The sequence below is a fragment of the Streptomyces sp. NPDC126499 genome (assembly GCF_040302485.1).
Lineage (GTDB): Bacteria > Actinomycetota > Actinomycetes > Streptomycetales > Streptomycetaceae > Streptomyces.
Genome location: NZ_JBEOUO010000006.1, coordinates 16,472 through 32,433 on the forward strand (window position 1 = coordinate 16,472; position 15,962 = coordinate 32,433).

The 15,962-nt window shown below is 74.0% G+C and carries 13 protein-coding genes; 7 read left to right on the top strand and 6 right to left on the bottom strand.

Going from position 1 to position 15,962, the window contains the following annotated elements; genetic code table 11:
- Window positions 1–29 precede the first annotated feature (29 nt).
- The gene (locus tag ABTZ91_RS10350) at window positions 30–1,058 is read left to right on the top strand and encodes a phosphotransferase (protein ID WP_352076728.1); all 1,029 of its coding nucleotides are present in this window, start codon (window positions 30–32) and stop codon (window positions 1,056–1,058) included.
- Between the two features lie 15 nt (window positions 1,059–1,073).
- On the opposite strand, the gene ABTZ91_RS10355 is transcribed toward ABTZ91_RS10350, so the two are convergent.
- Entirely contained in the window at window positions 1,074–2,777 is a 1,704-nt protein-coding gene (locus ABTZ91_RS10355) for a protein kinase domain-containing protein (protein ID WP_352076729.1), read from the bottom strand.
- A gap of 275 nt (window positions 2,778–3,052) precedes the next feature.
- On the opposite strand from ABTZ91_RS10355, the gene ABTZ91_RS10360 reads away from it, so the two are divergent.
- Window positions 3,053–4,696, top strand: coding sequence for a protein kinase domain-containing protein (locus ABTZ91_RS10360; RefSeq protein WP_352076730.1), 1,644 nt, complete (start codon window positions 3,053–3,055; stop codon window positions 4,694–4,696).
- 393 nt (window positions 4,697–5,089) lie between these two features.
- Here ABTZ91_RS10360 and ABTZ91_RS10365 read toward each other — a convergent pair whose 3' ends face one another.
- Complete coding sequence (locus ABTZ91_RS10365; protein WP_352076731.1) at window positions 5,090–5,260, bottom strand: hypothetical protein; 171 nt, start codon at window positions 5,258–5,260, stop codon at window positions 5,090–5,092.
- A 136-nt stretch (window positions 5,261–5,396) separates the two neighbouring features.
- Here ABTZ91_RS10365 and ABTZ91_RS10370 point away from each other — a divergent pair, with 136 nt between their 5' ends.
- The 5 genes from ABTZ91_RS10370 to ABTZ91_RS10390 all read left to right on the top strand — a co-directional run bounded on the left by ABTZ91_RS10370 (window position 5,397) and on the right by ABTZ91_RS10390 (window position 10,949).
- On the top strand, window positions 5,397–5,762 hold the full coding sequence (locus ABTZ91_RS10370) for a hypothetical protein (protein ID WP_352076732.1): 366 nt from the start codon (window positions 5,397–5,399) through the stop codon (window positions 5,760–5,762).
- A gap of 96 nt (window positions 5,763–5,858) precedes the next feature.
- On the top strand, window positions 5,859–6,518 hold the full coding sequence (locus ABTZ91_RS10375; RefSeq protein WP_352076733.1) for a PadR family transcriptional regulator: 660 nt from the start codon (window positions 5,859–5,861) through the stop codon (window positions 6,516–6,518).
- 166 nt (window positions 6,519–6,684) lie between these two features.
- Window positions 6,685–7,422 (top strand): ABC transporter ATP-binding protein, encoded by a 738-nt coding sequence (locus tag ABTZ91_RS10380; RefSeq protein ID WP_352076734.1) that lies wholly within the window; start codon window positions 6,685–6,687, stop codon window positions 7,420–7,422.
- Window positions 7,419–10,283, top strand: a complete 2,865-nt coding sequence (locus tag ABTZ91_RS10385) for an FtsX-like permease family protein (RefSeq protein WP_352076735.1) — start codon at window positions 7,419–7,421, stop codon at window positions 10,281–10,283. Before ABTZ91_RS10380 ends, ABTZ91_RS10385 begins: the two co-directional genes overlap by 4 nt.
- A gap of 114 nt (window positions 10,284–10,397) precedes the next feature.
- Window positions 10,398–10,949 (top strand): bacterial proteasome activator family protein, encoded by a 552-nt coding sequence (locus ABTZ91_RS10390; RefSeq protein WP_352076736.1) that lies wholly within the window; start codon window positions 10,398–10,400, stop codon window positions 10,947–10,949.
- A gap of 176 nt (window positions 10,950–11,125) precedes the next feature.
- Here ABTZ91_RS10390 and ABTZ91_RS10395 read toward each other — a convergent pair whose 3' ends face one another.
- The 4 genes from ABTZ91_RS10395 to ABTZ91_RS10410 form a co-directional block, all read right to left on the bottom strand.
- The gene (locus ABTZ91_RS10395) at window positions 11,126–12,112 is read right to left on the bottom strand and encodes an NAD(P)H-quinone oxidoreductase (RefSeq protein WP_352076737.1); all 987 of its coding nucleotides are present in this window, start codon (window positions 12,110–12,112) and stop codon (window positions 11,126–11,128) included.
- Window positions 12,113–12,208: 96 nt separating this feature from the next.
- Complete coding sequence (locus tag ABTZ91_RS10400; protein ID WP_407077937.1) at window positions 12,209–13,270, bottom strand: potassium channel family protein; 1,062 nt, start codon at window positions 13,268–13,270, stop codon at window positions 12,209–12,211.
- Window positions 13,271–13,290: 20 nt separating this feature from the next.
- Window positions 13,291–14,826, bottom strand: a complete 1,536-nt coding sequence (locus ABTZ91_RS10405) for a molybdopterin-binding protein (RefSeq protein WP_352076739.1) — start codon at window positions 14,824–14,826, stop codon at window positions 13,291–13,293.
- Window positions 14,823–15,779: a DUF6457 domain-containing protein gene (locus ABTZ91_RS10410; protein ID WP_352076740.1), complete on the bottom strand. Its 957-nt coding sequence runs from the start codon at window positions 15,777–15,779 to the stop codon at window positions 14,823–14,825. Before ABTZ91_RS10410 ends, ABTZ91_RS10405 begins: the two co-directional genes overlap by 4 nt.
- Window positions 15,780–15,962: the final 183 nt, after the last annotated feature.

The following is a 15,962-nucleotide window of genomic DNA, read 5'->3' on the forward strand; positions in this document are numbered from 1 at the left end:
ACCACGCAGCGTGATCTACCATCTGGCGAGTGCCGCGCTCATCTGCACCACCCGCCCCTCATCTGGCCCCGCCCGTCGGCGCCCTGCTGCGCCGCTACGCCGACGCCGGCGAGCCGCTGTCCTGTCAGCCGGTCGCCCAGGGCCTGCTCAACCGCGGCTACCGGCTCGCCACCACCCGTGGCGCGTACTTCCTCAAACAGCACGTGGACGCCCGCACCGCCGACCGGGACACCATCGTCCGCCAGCACCGGGCCACCCAGCGCCTGCACGGCCTCGGGCTGCCCGTCGCCCCGCCGCTGCCCGATTCCGCGGGCCGCACGGTCGCCGTCATCGGCGGCCACTGCTACGCCCTGCACCCCTGGATCGACGGGCGGCACCGCGACGGCGCCCAGCTCACCCGGGCCGGCTGCCGGCGCCTCGGCACCCTCCTCGGGCACGTCCACACCTGCCTGGACCGGGTGATGGGTGCCCCGCCGCCGAACCCCGGACACGAGAGCGCCCGGCCCGAGGACACCTTCCGGCTCATCGACGAGCTGCTGCGCCTGGTCCGCGCCCGCCGGCCGCGCGACGGCTTCGACGAACTCGCCGAGCACCGGCTGCGGGAACGCCGGGTGCTGCTCGCCGCCCATGCCCACCGCCGGCCCCCGGCCGCCGCGGCGACCGGCTGGGTGCACGGCGACTTCCACCCCTTCAACCTGCTCTACCGGGGCGCCGAGCCGGCCGCGATCGTCGACTGGGACCGCCTCGGCGTCCGCCCGCGCGCCGAGGAGGCCGTGCGGGCCGCCGCCATCTTCTTCGTACGGCCGGCCGGTGAACTGGCCCTCGACAAGGTGCGGGTGTACGCGCGCGCGTACCGCCGGGCGGCCGGTGCGGACGGCGCCGAACTGGCCGCCGCGGTCGACCGGGTGTGGTGGGAGCGCCTCAACGACTTCTGGACCCTGCGCTGGCGCTACCAGCTGCACGACCGCAGGGCCGATCCGCAGTTCCCCGCGGTGTCGGCCCTGGCGGTGTGGTGGACCCGCGAGTACGAGGCGGTGCGCGACGCGTTCACGGGGTGAGGCACCGGATGGGGCTCAGCCGGTGCCGTTGCCGCTGCCCGTTCCCGTGCCCGTGGAGGTCCCGGTCGACGTCCCCGTGGAGCTGCCGGTGGACGTGCCCGTGGAGCTGCCGGTGCTGGTGCCGGTCGAGGTGCCGGTGGACGTGCCCGTGGAGGTGCCGGTGGACGTGCCCTCCGTGCTGCTGCCTTCCGTCGAGCCCTCGCTGGAGCCCTCCGTCGACCCCTCGGTCGAACCCTCCGTGGAGCCCTCGGTGCCGGTGCCGCCGTCGGTCGTGCCCGTCGGGTCGGTCGACGGCGTCGGCTCGGTCGTCGGGCGGTACGGGGGCCGGGTCGTCGGCGGATAGGTCTGCCAGTCGCCGCCGCCGCTCGACGAGTCCGGGGTCCCGGTCTCCTTCGAGGGCTCCTCGGACGGGGTCGGCGTCTCCTTCGTCGTGGACGGCGAGTCGGTGACGGCCGGCGGCTTGTTGGTGCCGCCGCCCTTCTCCCCGGCCTTGTCCAGCGCGTAGACGACACCCGCGACCATCGCGACCAGCGCGAGCGCCACGAACAGCAGCACCTTGCCGCGCCCGCCCTTGTGGCCGCCCGCGCCCTGCGCGCCGTAGGCCCCGCCCTGACCGTAGCCGCCCTGACCGCTGTCGTAGCCCCCGTCGTAACCGCCGTCGTCCGGGTTGCGCGGCGGCAGGATCGGGCCCTGCGCGGTCTCGTGGTGCATGGGGTGGCCCATGACGGCCGTCGCCGCCGCGCCGCCGGGCGGCGTGCGGAAGCTGTCGTGCGTGTCCACCGGGCCGGTGTTCCACGCGCCGGTGTGGCCGCCCTGCTCCTGGAGCATCTGCAGCCCGTACTGGATCAGGCCGCGCATCTCCTCGGCGCTCTGGAACCGGTCGTCCGGGTCCTTCGCGAGCGAGCGCATGACGAGGCCGTCGAGCTCCGGCGGCGCCCCCTCGGCGACCTCGGACGGCGGGACGGGGGCGTCCTGGACGTGCTGGTAGACCACCGACAGCGGGGTCTCGCCGGTGAAGGGGGGCCGCAGCGCGAGCAGTTCGTAGAGCAGACAGCCCGTCGCGTACAGGTCGGAGCGGTGGTCGACGGCCTTGCCGAGCGCCTGTTCGGGGGAGAGGTACTGCGGCGTGCCCATGACCATGCCGGTCTGGGTCATCGTCGACTGCGCCCCGTGCAGGGCGCGCGCGATGCCGAAGTCCATGACCTTGACGGCGCCGGTGTGGGTGATGATCACGTTCGCCGGCTTGATGTCCCGGTGCACGATGCCGTGCTGATGGGAGTAGGCGAGCGCCTCCAGGACGCCGGAGACGATGATGAGGGCCTGCTCGGGACCCGGCGCCTCGGCGCTGATCAGCAGGTCGCGGATGGTGCGGCCCTCGACCAGCTCCATCACGATGTACGGCACGGACTGGCCGCCCACCAGGTCCTCGCCCGAGTCGTACACCGCCACGATCGCGTGGTGGTTGAGGCCGGCGACCGACTGCGCCTCGCGCGTGAAGCGGGCCTTGGAGACCGGGTCCTCGGCAAGGTCCGGGCGCAGCAGCTTCACGGCGACCGTGCGCCCGAGGCGCACGTCCTCGGCCGCGAAGACCTCGGCCATGCCGCCTCGGCCCAGACGGTGTGTCAGGCGGTAGCGTCCGTCGCCGACGACTCCGCCGACGCCCCACGACTCGGCGGAAGCGTCCGGCACACCGCCACCTGCTCCGGATTCGGGTGCCATCAGTCCTCGCCGTCGTCTCTCGTGCCGTCTCCAGTCGTCACGCTACAGGCTCCGTACGACATCACGGTCCGCGATGCGCCGGCCACCGGCACCCGGTACGTACGCCTGTGCAAATCCGATGCCGTTCCTGTCACGCTTCCGGAACAGCGGCGGTGCGGAGGGTCACGGATCGGGCACCGAACCGGTGCCCGGCTTGACGTGTCACTGCCCTCGGGCAGACTTGGCCAGGAAATTCCGGATCAGCGCCGCCACGCGCGCGTAGGGGGAAGCACGAGATGAGCCAGGACGGCGCACAGGGCCGCTATGCGGGCGGTTCGGTCGCGAACGGCCGCTACCAGCTTCGCGACCTTCTCGGCGAGGGCGGCATGGCGTCGGTGTACCTGGCGTACGACAGCGCCCTCGACCGCCAGGTCGCCATCAAGACCCTGCACACCGAGCTCGGCCGCGAACAGTCCTTCCGCGAACGGTTCCGCCGCGAAGCGCAGGCTGTTGCGAAGTTGTCGCACACGAACATCGTCTCGGTCTTCGACACCGGCGAGGACACCCTCGACGGCGCCGTCATGCCGTACATCGTCATGGAGTACGTGGAGGGCCAGCCGCTCGGTTCGGTGCTCGCCGCGGACATCCAGGCCCACGGCGCCATGCCGGCCGACAAGGCGCTGAAGGTCACGGCGGACGTGCTCGCCGCCCTGGAGACCAGCCACGAGATGGGCCTGGTCCACCGGGACATCAAGCCGGGCAACGTGATGATGACCAAGCGCGGCGTGGTCAAGGTCATGGACTTCGGCATCGCCCGCGCGATGCAGTCCGGGGTCACCTCGATGACCCAGACCGGCATGGTCGTCGGCACCCCGCAGTACCTGTCCCCCGAGCAGGCGCTCGGCCGCGGCGTGGACGCCCGCTCCGACCTGTACTCGGTCGGCATCATGCTCTTCCAGCTGCTGACGGGCCGTCTGCCGTTCGACGCGGACTCGCCGCTCGCCATCGCGTACGCGCACGTGCAGGAGGAGCCGGCGCTGCCGTCCTCGGTGAACCGCGCGGTCACCCCCGCGATGGACGCCCTGGTCGCCCGCGCCCTGAAGAAGAACCCGAACGAGCGTTTCCCCAGCGCCGCCGCCATGCGCGACGAGTGCCTGCGGGTGCTGGCCGCCGGCCAGACCGGTGCGCCGGTGATCGTCGCGGGCGGCCCGGTCAACAGCGGCTCGGGCGTCGGCTCCGCGGTCTTCCCGCCGGTCGGCCAGACCCCGCCGCCGTCCGCGCACGGCATCCAGACGCCGTACCAGCCGACCCCGCAGCCCGGCCCGTACGGGGCGCCGACCCCGGCCCCCGCCCCGTCGTACGGCTACCCGCAGCAGGCGCACACCCCGCCTCCGGCGTCCGTCTACCAGACCCCGGCCCCGATGCCCACGCCCGGCCCGTACACCGTGCCGCAGCAGCAGGCCGCGCCGGCCGTCACCGGTGGCGGCTCCTCCCAGGGCCGGACGAACAAGATCGCCATCGGTGCCCTCGGCCTGGTGGTCGTGATCGGCGTGATCGTGGGCGTCTCGCTCATGAACAAGGACCCGGAGGGCGGCCAGAACGCGGGCGGCGACCCGAGCCAGAGCGTGAGCACGGCGCCCGGCCACAAGGGCCCGGACCTCACCAAGACCATCGCCACCAAGAAGTGCACGGAGCCGACGGAGTCGAGCAGCGACCCGAGCAAGTTCCAGGTCCCGGACTTCACGTACAAGAACATCAAGTCGGTGAAGGACTGCCTCCAGGCCGCGGGCTGGAAGGTCAAGAGCGAGTCGTCGACGGACGAGGCCACCTACGGCCAGGGCACGGTCATCAGCCAGTACCCGCCCGCGGGTGAGGACATCACCGCCGAGGACGCCGAGTTCACGTTCGTGGTCTCCACGGGCAACCCGCCGCAGCAGTAGCGGGGCCCTGGACGGGCGGGGCGGTCCCTCGGGACCGTCCGGACCCGGTCGGAGTCGGTCTGACTCGGCCGGCCCCGGTCGGACTCGGTCGGACCTGTCCGGGATGCCGGGTTTGTCCCGTCATGTGACGCTGAGTCGAACAACTCGGCGGCTCGGTACGGGAGGGGGTCACCCGGTGGCTCCAGGACCACGTCCTCGTCTTCGGTCTCGTCTTCGGTCTCGTGGGTGGGCGCGGACGGTCTGCGCCGGATCGGTGGCGTGCGGGGTGCTCGCGTACGGGTCGGTGGCGTACGGGGCCGGGGTGTACGGGGCCGGGGTGTACGGGTCGGTGGCGTACCGCTCCGAGGCGGGCGTGCCCGGCTCCGAGGCGCACGGGGCCGGGGCCTACGGGGCCTACGGGTCCGACGGCGCGCCCCGGGCCTCGCGGAGCGCCGGCGCGCCGGGTCCCGAGGCCGCCGTGCGGCGCCCCCCGGGGTCGCCGGCCGCCTCGCCCTCGTCGGCGGTGACCGCGACCGCCTCCGCCCCGCCGCCCGCTCCCGCGCCGAGCGGTTCCGCGGCCACCACCGCCGTACCCTCCTCGCCCGATCGCCCGCCCGGCCCCTCGGCTTCGCCCTCGCCGTCGCCTTCCTCCGGTCCCGCCGGGCCCGCAGGTCCCGCCGCGCCCAAGCCGTCGGGGCCGGCCGGGCCGTCCGAAGCGCCCGTGCCCCGTGACTCCGCCTCGCTCGCGGGGCGGCCGGCGGGGGAGGGCAGGGAGCGGCCCGGCCGCCCCGCCGACGCCTCCGGCTCCCCGTCGCCCACGAGCCCGGAGGAGCCCGCTCGTACCAAAACGGCAACAGAGGAGGAGTCCGTCGAGGAGCCGGACGAGGCCGTCGAGGTGGTACCCGGGACGGACGGACCGGTCGTCCGGAGCTCTCCCGGGGAGCTGCCGGCGGCCGCTCCCCGCATCGGCACCGAGGCCCCCCTCGACCTCTCCGACCGGCGGATTCCCGTGCTCACGCTGGGCGTGGGGCTGGCCTTGATGGGCCTCGGCATCGGCTTCCTCGGGGTGCGGATGCGCCGCCGCTGAGCCCGCCACGGCGGCCGGGGTCCCCCTTGAGTCGGACCTCCGGGATCCGCCTCAGGGCGCTTGTCGACGGCGACTTACTCGGTATACATACTCGGTATGTCCATCCGCCACGGGCTTCTCGCCCTCCTCGAACGCGGCCCGCGCTACGGCTCACAGCTCCGTACGGAGTTCGAGTCCCGCACCGGCTCCACCTGGCCGCTGAACGTGGGCCAGGTCTACACGACGCTCAGCCGGCTCGAACGCGACGGCATGGTCGTCCAGGACGGCGAGGACGAGGCCGGCCACGCGCTCTACGCGATCACCGACAGCGGTCGCGCCGAACTGCGCAGCTGGTTCGAGAACCCCGTCGACCGCACCAGCCCGGCCCGCGACGAGCTGGCCATCAAGCTGGCCATGGCCGTCGGGGCGCCCGGGGTCGACATCCGTGACGTCATCCAGTCCCAGCGCCGGCACACCGTGAAGGCCATGCAGGACTACACCCGGCTGAAGGCGCAGGCCCTCGCCGCCGTCGAGAAGAACGGGGCCCGAGAGCGGGACGACGTCGCCTGGCTGCTCGTCCTGGAGCAGCTGATCTTCCAGACCGAGGCCGAGGCGCGCTGGCTCGACCACTGCGAGTCCCGGCTGATCCGCCTCTCGTCGACCGCCTCGGCGGCGGGGGCGGCCGGGACGGGGACGGCCACGGCCGGGTCGGGGACGGGGGCCGAGGGGGCCGCACCGGCACCGCCCGTGACCTCCGGCCTCCACCACCGGCCCTGACCACCCGAAGCGTCCGAACCATCCGGAGCACCCGAACCACCCGAACCACCTGACGCACCCGAAGCACCCGACCAGACCCATACCGTACGCACGGCGTCGCCGACGACCGTCCGTCGTCCGTCCCAGCGACACACGGCGTTCGCCGGCGTACGCCCGAGGGGGAACCATGTCCACACAGCAGCAGCCCGTGCTGCGTCTGCAGAACCTGACCCGTGTCCACGGCTCGGGCGCCACCGAGGTGCACGCCCTGCGCGGCATCGACCTCGACGTCCACCCCGGTGAACTCGTCGCCGTCATGGGCCCCTCGGGCTCCGGCAAATCGACCCTGCTCACCATCGCCGGCGGCCTCGACACCCCCACCTCCGGGCAGGTCTTCGTCGAGGGCACCGACATCACCACCGCGGGCCTCAAGGAGCTCGCCGCCCTGCGCCGCCGCAGCATCGGCTACGTCTTCCAGGACTACAACCTCATCCCGGCGCTCACCGCCGCCGAGAACGTGGCCCTGCCCCGCGAGCTGGACGGCATATCCGCCCGCAAGGCCCGCACCGAGGCCCTCGCCGCCCTCACCGAGATGGACCTCGGCCACCTCGCCGACCGCTTCCCGGACGAGATGTCCGGCGGCCAGCAGCAGCGCGTGGCCATCGCCCGCGCCCTCGTCGGCGACCGCCGGCTCGTCCTCGCCGACGAGCCCACCGGCGCCCTCGACTCCGAGACCGGCGAGTCCGTGCTCGCCCTGCTGCGCTCCCGCTGCGACGCCGGCGCCGCCGGCATCCTGGTCACCCACGAGCCGCGGTTCGCCGCCTGGGCCGACCGCGTCGTCTTCCTGCGGGACGGCGCCGTCGTCGACCAGACCGTACGCAGCGACGCCGACTCGCTCCTGACCGGCCGGGCGGCCCAGCGGTGACGACCTGGTTCCACTCCTGGCGGGCCGCGGTCCGCATCGCCCGCCGTGACGCCTGGCGCGCCAAGGGCCGCAGCTTCCTCGTCCTCGCCATGATCGCCCTGCCGATCCTGGGCGTGAGCGCCTTCGACCTGACGCTGCGCAGCGCCGAGCTCACCCCGGCACAGCGGATGGAGCGCACCATAGGTGCCGCCGACGCCCGCTTCTCCGACGCCGGTATGGGCGGCGTGGCCATCCTCCAGGACCCGAAGGGTGAGCAGTACGCCCCTGCCGGGGACTACGACGCGCCGGGCAAGTCCTGGCCCGACGGCCCCACCGACGTCACCAAGGCCATCCCGGCCGGCTCGACGGTGCTGACCGACAGCAGGGGCAGCGCCAAGCTGACCACCACGCACGGTCTGCTCCAGGCCGAGGTCCGCGAGCTGGCCGCCGCCGATCCCGTCGCCCGGGGCATCATGCGCCTGCAGGAGGGCCGCTTCCCGGAGAAGAACGACGAGATCGCCGCGACCACCCGGTTCCTGGAGAGCAGCGGACTTTCGATCGGCTCCACCCTCACCGCCCGCGGTTTCGACCGCACCTATGTGATCAGCGGCTCGTACGAGCTGCCCAGCGACCTGACGGCACAGCAGGTCAACGCCCTGCCCGGGGCCTTCCTCGCGCCGTACGCCAAGGCGGTCGAGAAGGCCGGCCTGCCGAAGCCCGACGTCTCCACCACGTACCTGGTGAAGAAGTCCGGTGGTTTCACGTGGAACACGGTCCAGACGATCAACGCCAAGGGCGTCCTGGTCACCTCCCGCGCCGTGGCCCTCGACCCGCCCGCCGACGCCGAGGTGCCGCTCTACCAGAAGGAAGGCTGGGGCACCTACGAGAGCAGCGGGGCCGCCGACGCCGCCGCGCTCGCCGCCGTGGGCACGGTGGTCGGCCTCGCGATGCTGGAGATCTGCCTGCTCGCCGGCCCCGCCTTCGCCGTCGGCGCCCGTCGTTCCCGCCGCCAGCTGGGCCTGGTCGGCGCCAACGGCGGTGCCCGCAGCCACATCCGGGCCATCGTGCTGAGCGGCGGCCTCGTCATCGGCGTCGCCGCGGCCGTGGTCGGCACGGTCCTGGCCGTCATCCTGACCTTCGCCCTGCGGCCGCTCCTGGAGGACTACCTGGGCCAGCGGTTCGGCGGCTTCACCGTCAAGCCGCTCGAACTGCTCGCCATCGCCGCGCTCGCCGTCCTCACCGGACTGCTCTCCGCGATCGTCCCGGCCGTCACCGCCTCCCGGCAGACCGTCCTCGCCTCCCTCACCGGCCGCCGCGGCGTGCGCCGCAGCAACCGCGTCCTGCCGTTGATCGGCCTCGGCGCCGTCGTGCTCGGCGCGGCCATCGCCCTGTACGGATCGGTCGTCTCCGACCAGTTCATCCTGGTCGCGGGTGGCTCGGCCATCGCCGAGCTGGGCGTGGTCGCCATGACGCCGGCCCTGGTCGGCCTGTTCGGCCGGGTCGGCCGCTGGCTGCCGCTCTCGCCGCGCCTCGCCCTGCGGGACGCCGTCCGCAACCGGGGCCGTACGGCCCCCGCCGTCGCCGCCGTCCTGGCCGCCGTCGCGGGCACCGTCGCCGTCTCGACGTACGCCGCGAGCCGCGACGCCCAGAGTCTGGCCGACTACCGGGCGAGCCTGCCGCACGGGGCCGTCGCCGCGCTCGTCACCGAGGAGGGCGGCCGGGACGTCCCCGAGGTCCGTGACGCCGTGCAGCGGACGCTGCCCGTCGACATCCGCGCCGACGTGTCCCGGATCGCCGTCGGCAAGCCCGGCTGCGCCCCGTGGGGCGAGGGCGACGGCTGCGGCCGCTTCGAGGTCGTCACCCCGCCGGCCAACGAGTGCCCGCTGTGGGTCAGCACTCCGGACGGCTCCGACCCCGCGGAGAAGTACACCAAGGAACAGCGGCGCGCCCTCGCCAAGGACTGGCGCTGCCTCATGCGCAACGGTGAGGGCGTCTACGTCGAGGGCGGGCTCCTCATCGCCGACGCCCCGCTCCTGAAGGTCCTCGGCATCGACGACCCCGGCGCCGCCAAGGCCCTCGCCGACGGAAAGATCGTCAGCTTCCACAAGCCCCAGATCGACCGGAACGGCACCGTCGGCATCAAGCTGATCACCGACCTCAAGGCCGCCGACCGGGCCTCCGAGCAGAACAAGCCCGCACCGGGCGAGGTCACGTCCTTCCCCGCCTACCTGGTGCCCGGGTCCCCGAACGCCTACGGCCTGCAGAGCGTGCTCAGCCCCGCCGCCGCCAAGGCCGCCGGACTGACCACCGTCCCGCTCGGCGCCTTCTTCACCACCGACCGGCTGCCCAGCACCGAGGAACGGCAGAAGCTCGACGGCGAGATCGCCAAGCTCGGCAGCAACGTCGAGCTTACCGTGGAGCAGGGCTGGGTCAGCGAGAGCGGACTCGTGCTCCTCGCGCTGACCGTCTTCGCCGGCCTGGTCACCATCGGCGCGGCCGGCATCGCCACCGGTCTCGCCCAGGCGGACGCGGAGGCCGATCTCAAGACGCTCGCCGCGGTCGGCGCCCCGCCCCGGGTGCGCCGCACCCTCAGCGGCTTCCAGTGCGGTGTGGTCGCGGCGATGGGTGTGGTCCTCGGCTCGGCGGCCGGTGTCCTGCCCGCGATCGGGCTGCGGCTCACCGAGCAGCGCGAGCAGATGCGCTTCTACCGGGAAGCCCTCGACAACGGCTGGGGCGGCGGCGACACCCCGCCGTACGTGCCGATCGTCATCCCCTGGGAGACGCTCGCCGCGCTCCTGGTGGCCGTGCCCCTCGGCGCCGCCCTGCTGGCGGCCCTGGTGACCCGCTCCCGCGGGGCGCTGGCCCGCCGCGCCGCGCACTGAGCCTCGGTTGCCGGCTGAGCCTTCCGTTGCCGGACCGTGCCCCTGGACGAGGGTGGATCACCCTCGTCCAGGGGCACACCGTGGGGGGAAGCATGTGTGCGAGAGAATGGCGGCATGGAGATGCCGAGGAATGACAGGTCGCAGGAGAGCCCCCAGGTCCTCATCGTGGGCCAGGACGGGATGGCACTCGGCGGCACTCAGGGTGACGACGAATCCCGCGAGGTCCCGGTGACGGAAATGGTCGAGCAGCCTGCGAAGGTCATGCGCATCGGCAGCATGATCAAGCAGCTTCTGGAGGAAGTCAGGGCGGCACCTCTCGACGAGGCCAGCCGCGTACGGCTCAAGGAGATCCACGCCAGCTCGGTGAAGGAGCTGGAGGACGGGCTCGCCCCGGAGCTCGTGGAGGAACTGGAGCGGCTCTCCCTGCCGTTCACCGACGAGGCCATTCCCTCCGAGGCGGAACTGCGCATCGCGCAGGCCCAGTTGGTGGGCTGGCTCGAAGGCCTCTTCCACGGCATCCAGACGGCCCTGTTCGCCCAGCAGATGGCCGCCCGCGCCCAGTTGGAGCAGATGCGCCGCGCACTGCCCCCGGGCGTCGCGCACGACGATGACGACGACCAGGGCCCGGGCCGGGGCCGGGCGGTCGGCTCGGGGCCGTATCTGTAGGGGTTCACGGGCCGAGTTCTCCGGGGCGAGGTCCACAGGGCGAGGGCCCGGCGCGCGCGGTGTGTCCGCGGGTGCCGGGCCCTCGGCCGTGTCCGGGGCTTCTTCCCTCTCCGGGGCTTCTTCCCTCTCCCGGGCGTCTCCCGTCTCCGGGGCTTCTTCCCTCTCCGGGGCGCCGGTTAGTCCTGCGGTGCCAGCAGCAGCACCTTGCCGACGTGGTTGCTCGCCTCGACGGCCCGGTGGGCCTCGGCCGCGTCGGCCATCGGTACGGTGCGGTCCACGACCGGCGTCACCGTGCCCGCGCCGACCAGCGGCCACACGTGCTCGCGGACCGCGGCGACCACCGCCGCCTTCTCGTTCAGGGGGCGCGAGCGCAGCGTGGTGGCCAGCACGGCGGCGCGCTTGGCCATCAGGGCGCCCAGGTTCAGCTCGCCCTTGACGCCGCCCTGGAGGCCGATCACGACCAGGCGGCCGTTGACGGCCAGGGCCTTGATGTTCCGGTCCAGGTACTTGGCGCCGACGATGTCGAGGATGACGTCCGCCCCGGCCCCGTCCGTCGCCTTGTGGAGCTCCTCGACGAAGTCCTGCTCGCGGTAGTCGATGAGGACGTCGGCGCCCAACTCGGCACAGCGCGCCAGCTTCTCGGGACCGCCGGCCGTGACCGCCACCCGCGCGCCGACCGCCTTGGCCAGCTGGATCGCCATGGTGCCGATGCCGCTCCCGCCACCGTGCACGAGCAGCGTCTCGCCGGGCCGCAGGTGCGCCAGCATGAAGACGTTCGACCACACCGTGCAGGCCACCTCGGGCAGCGCCGCGGCCGTCACCAGGTCCACACCCTCCGGCCGCGGCAGCAGCTGGCCCACGGGCACGGCGACCTTCTGCGCGTAACCGCCGCCGACCAGCAGCGCGCACACCTCGTCACCGACCGACCAGCCCGTGACTCCGGGACCGAGCGCGACGATCCGGCCCGAACACTCCAGGCCGGGGTACGGGGAGCTGCCCGGCGGCGGATCGTAGTAGCCCTGCCGCTGGAGCAGATCGGCACGGTTGACGGCGCTCGCCACCACCTCGACGAGAACCTCGCCCTCGGCGGGAACGGGGTCGGGCACCTCGGCCCAGACCAGCGCGTCGGGGCCGCCGGGTTCGGGAATCGTGATCGCATGCATGTCGGCGAGGCTACTCCGCACCGCTCCCGGGTCCAGGGCCCTCGGGCTCCGGACCTTGACCAGGGCCTCCCCTCCGGGTCCTGCCCGAAGGAAGCCCTAGTCGGCGGTGGGCGTGGTGAGCGGGGTGACGGGCGCTGCGCGCACGATCGTGATCACCCGGTCGGTCAGCTGGAGCGGGCTGGCCGCGGGATCGTCGTAGCTGAGCAGACGGTGGCCGCGCAGCACGCTCACCACCAGGTCGTCGGTCTCCCGCACGCTCCGGCCCGCCTCGGCCTTGGTCACCGGCCGTTCGACCAGGTCGAGCCCGGAGCCCTGCTGGATGAGGTCCTCCATCACGGTGCCCGCGCTCGGGCTGAGCACCGAAAGACCGAGCAGCCGGCCGGCGGCGCTCGCGCTGGTGATCACGGCGTCGGCGCCGGACTGCCGCAGCAGCGGCGCGTTCTCCTCCTCGCGGACCGCGGCGACGATCTTCGCGCCCCGGTTGAGCTGGCGGGCCGTCAGGGTGACCAGGACGGCGGTGTCGTCGCGCTGAGTCGCGATCACGATCTGACGGGCCTTCTGCACCTCGGCGCGCAGCAGCACGTCGCTGCGGGTCGCGTCACCGATCACACCGACGAAACCGTCGGAGTTCGCCGCCTCGATCACCTTGCTGGAGGGGTCGACGATGACGATCTGGTCCTTGCGCAGCCCGGTCGCGCACAGCGTCTGGATCGCCGAACGCCCCTTGGTACCGAAGCCGACGATGACGGTGTGGTCGCGCAAGGTGGACCTCCAGCGGTTGAGTCGGAACTCCTCCCGGGTGCGCTCCGTGAGGACCTCGAGGGTGGTGCCGACCAGGATGATCAGAAACAGGACGCGCAGCGGCGTGACCAGCAGGATGTTCACCAGTCGTGCCGAGTCGCTGTGCGGGACGATGTCGCCGTAGCCGGTGGTGGAGAGGGTGACGGTCGCGTAGTAGACGCAGTCGAGGAAGTCGAGCGTCTCGTTGGCGTTGTCGTGGTAGCCCTCCCGGTCCAGGTAGACGAGGAGGACGGTCACGGCCATCACGCCCAGCGCCATCAGGATGCGCTTGGCCACCTGGCGCAGAGGGTTCTCGACCACGCGGCGCGGCAGTCGGATCCGGGAGGTCTCCAGCTTCTCCTCCGCCTGCCGGGCCATCACGTCTCGGCTGGGCAGTTTCACGTGAAACACACTCCTTCGTCCTCGCCCTGATCCACCGGGCCAGCCTGATGCATCGCGTGCGGCTGATGCACCTGGGATAGCTGATGCGCCTGGCCGGGGGCGGCCGACCAGGGAAGGCCGAGGACGTCCAGCGACTGGCCCGGGCGGGCCCCGCCGGGCGGGACCACGGCCATGCCGTCGGCGACGGCGACGCCCCGGAGCATCGCCGGTCCGTTGTAGTGCAGGGGCACAGCCTCGTCCCCGCGCCGGACGACCGGGACGAGCCGGGTGTCGTACGGGTGCCCGTGGATCTCCTCGCGCACCTCCACGCGGTACGGCGCGGAGACCGGCCGTCCGGAGAGGGCGCCGAGCAACGGCTCGGCGAGCGTGAGGAGCCCGGAGACGGCGGCCAGCGGATTGCCGGGCAGCCCGACGAGATGGCGCGGGGCGGGGGCGCCGGGGGCGGGGGTCCTGGCGGTGTCGGGGGCGGGGGTCCTGGCGGCATCGGGGGCGGGGGTGCCAGGGGCGGCAGCGGTGCCGGGGGCCGGGGTGCCGGAGGCGGTGGGGGCCTTAGGGGTGTCCGGGGCGACGGGGGCGCCGGGGGCGCCGAGTTCCGCGAGGAGCATGGGGTGGCCGGGGCGGACCTTCACCCCGTCCACGAGCAGGGCCGCACCCGCCTTGGCGAGCACCGGGTGGACGTGGTCGACCGGTCCGGCCGCCGTACCGCCCGTGGTGACGACCACATCGGCGGCGGAGCCGGTCACCGCCGCGTACAGCGCCTCGGCGTCGTCGCCGATCCGGCGCGTGCCGACGACCTCGGCGCCGAGCGCCCGCAGCCAAGGCCCGAGCAGCGGGCCGAGGGCGTCGCGGATCAGGCCCTCGTGCGGGAGGCCCGAGGTGAGCAACTCGTCCCCGAGGACGAGGACCTCCACGCGCGGGCACGGGTGCACGGTGAGCTCGTCGTACCCCGCCGCGGCGGCGAGCCCGAGCACAGCGGGCGTGACGGTGCTCCCGGCGGGCAGCAGCCGGTCACCGGAGCGGCACTCCTGGCCGCGGGGGCGGATGTCCTGGCCGGGGACGACCTCCCGCCGGGCGTGCAGCTGGCCGGCGGCGTCGGCGTGGGCGTGCTCGCTGCGGACGACGGCGGTCGCTCCGGACGGCACGCGGGCGCCGGTGGCGATCCGTACCGCTTCTCCGTCCGCGAGCACCGAGGCGGCGGCATGCCCGGCGAGGACGGCTCCGCCGGGATCGATCCGCCAGGGGCCGGGGCCCGCGACCGCCCAGCCGTCCATGGCGGAGGTGTCGAAGGAGGGCAGGTCGGTGAGCGCGTGCAGCGGCTCGGCCAGCACCCGGCCGAGCGCCCGCTCCAGCGGGACCGTCTCGGGCCGCCGTGCGGCGACGGCCCGCGCCCCGGCCCGCGCGGCGACGGCCCGGGCCTCGGACCAGGGCGTGGCGCGGTGGGCCTCCCGGGGCGCACCGCCCGTACCGCGCCGGCCGACGAGGGCGAGGGCGTCGTCCACGCCGTCGTCGGGCACGGGTTCCTGCTCGGTCATCCGGCCTCGTCCTGCTCGGCGGCCCAGCGCTGCGCGAGCGCGGCGGCCTTCGCCGCGGCCTCGGCGACCGCCTCCGTGCCGCCGTCCGCCCCGGCCGCCTTCGCCGCCGCGTATCCGACGAGGAACGTGGTCAGCGGCGCCGCCGGCCGGGCGACGCCGTGCGCGGCGTCCCGCGCGAGGTCGAGCAGCAGGGCGGTGTCGACGTCCAGGTCGATGCCCAGTTCGTCCTTGACTGCGGTGATCCATTCATCCAGCACGTTCCCATGCTCCCTGATCCGCGCACGGGCCGTGGCGATGTCCTCCCAGGTGTCGCAGTCGAACGCCGCCTCCCCGTCCGCCGTCCCGCCGACCCGGACACGGCGCAGTCCCGCCGTGACCGTCCGCAGCGGCGCCCCTTCGAGCCCTCCCCGCTCGGCGGCGACCCGCGCCAGCTCCCGCCGCAGCGCCCCGATCCGATACGCGGCGACCAAGGGCTGTTCCCGGCCGCCGGAATCGACGGCGAGTGCGACCTCGGCCCCCGCCTGCGCCACCAGTGCCGTCACGAGCCGCCGCGCGGCCGCACCGTCGAAGAACGGCAGGTCGGCGGAGAGAACGAGCAGGACGGCGTGGGCATCCACATCGGCATCGGCGGCGGCGGTGGCGGCGACGGTGGAAGCCGTCTCCGCCGTGTCCTCGGCGTCCCCGCGGGGCGCGGGCGCGGTGGTGAGGCGGCGCAGGCCGGCGGCGAGCGCGGCGACGGGGCCGCCGCCGGGCGGATCTTCGCGGGTCCACTCGACGGGGCGGGCGGTGGCCCGGGGCTCGGCGACGACGATGGTGCGGCGGGCGTCGCGGCAACCCTCGAGGACCCGGTCGAGCAGGGGGCGTCCACCGACCCGTACTCCGGGCTTGTCGGCACCGCCGAGGCGCCGCGCGGCGCCGCCGGCGAGCACGATGGCGTCGTACGCGGTCGTCATCCCAGCAGTATGGTCCGTCCCCTCCGGACGGGCCCGGGGCGGGGCCGCCCGTCTCACGGAGGGAGACGGGCGGAACACGACCGGAGGGCCGCCGACGCCGGAACACGACCGGAGGGCCGCACGTCCGGTGGACCGGCCGCCCTGAGCGGCGGCCGCCCAGAGGTCCGGTTGCCCAGAGGTCCA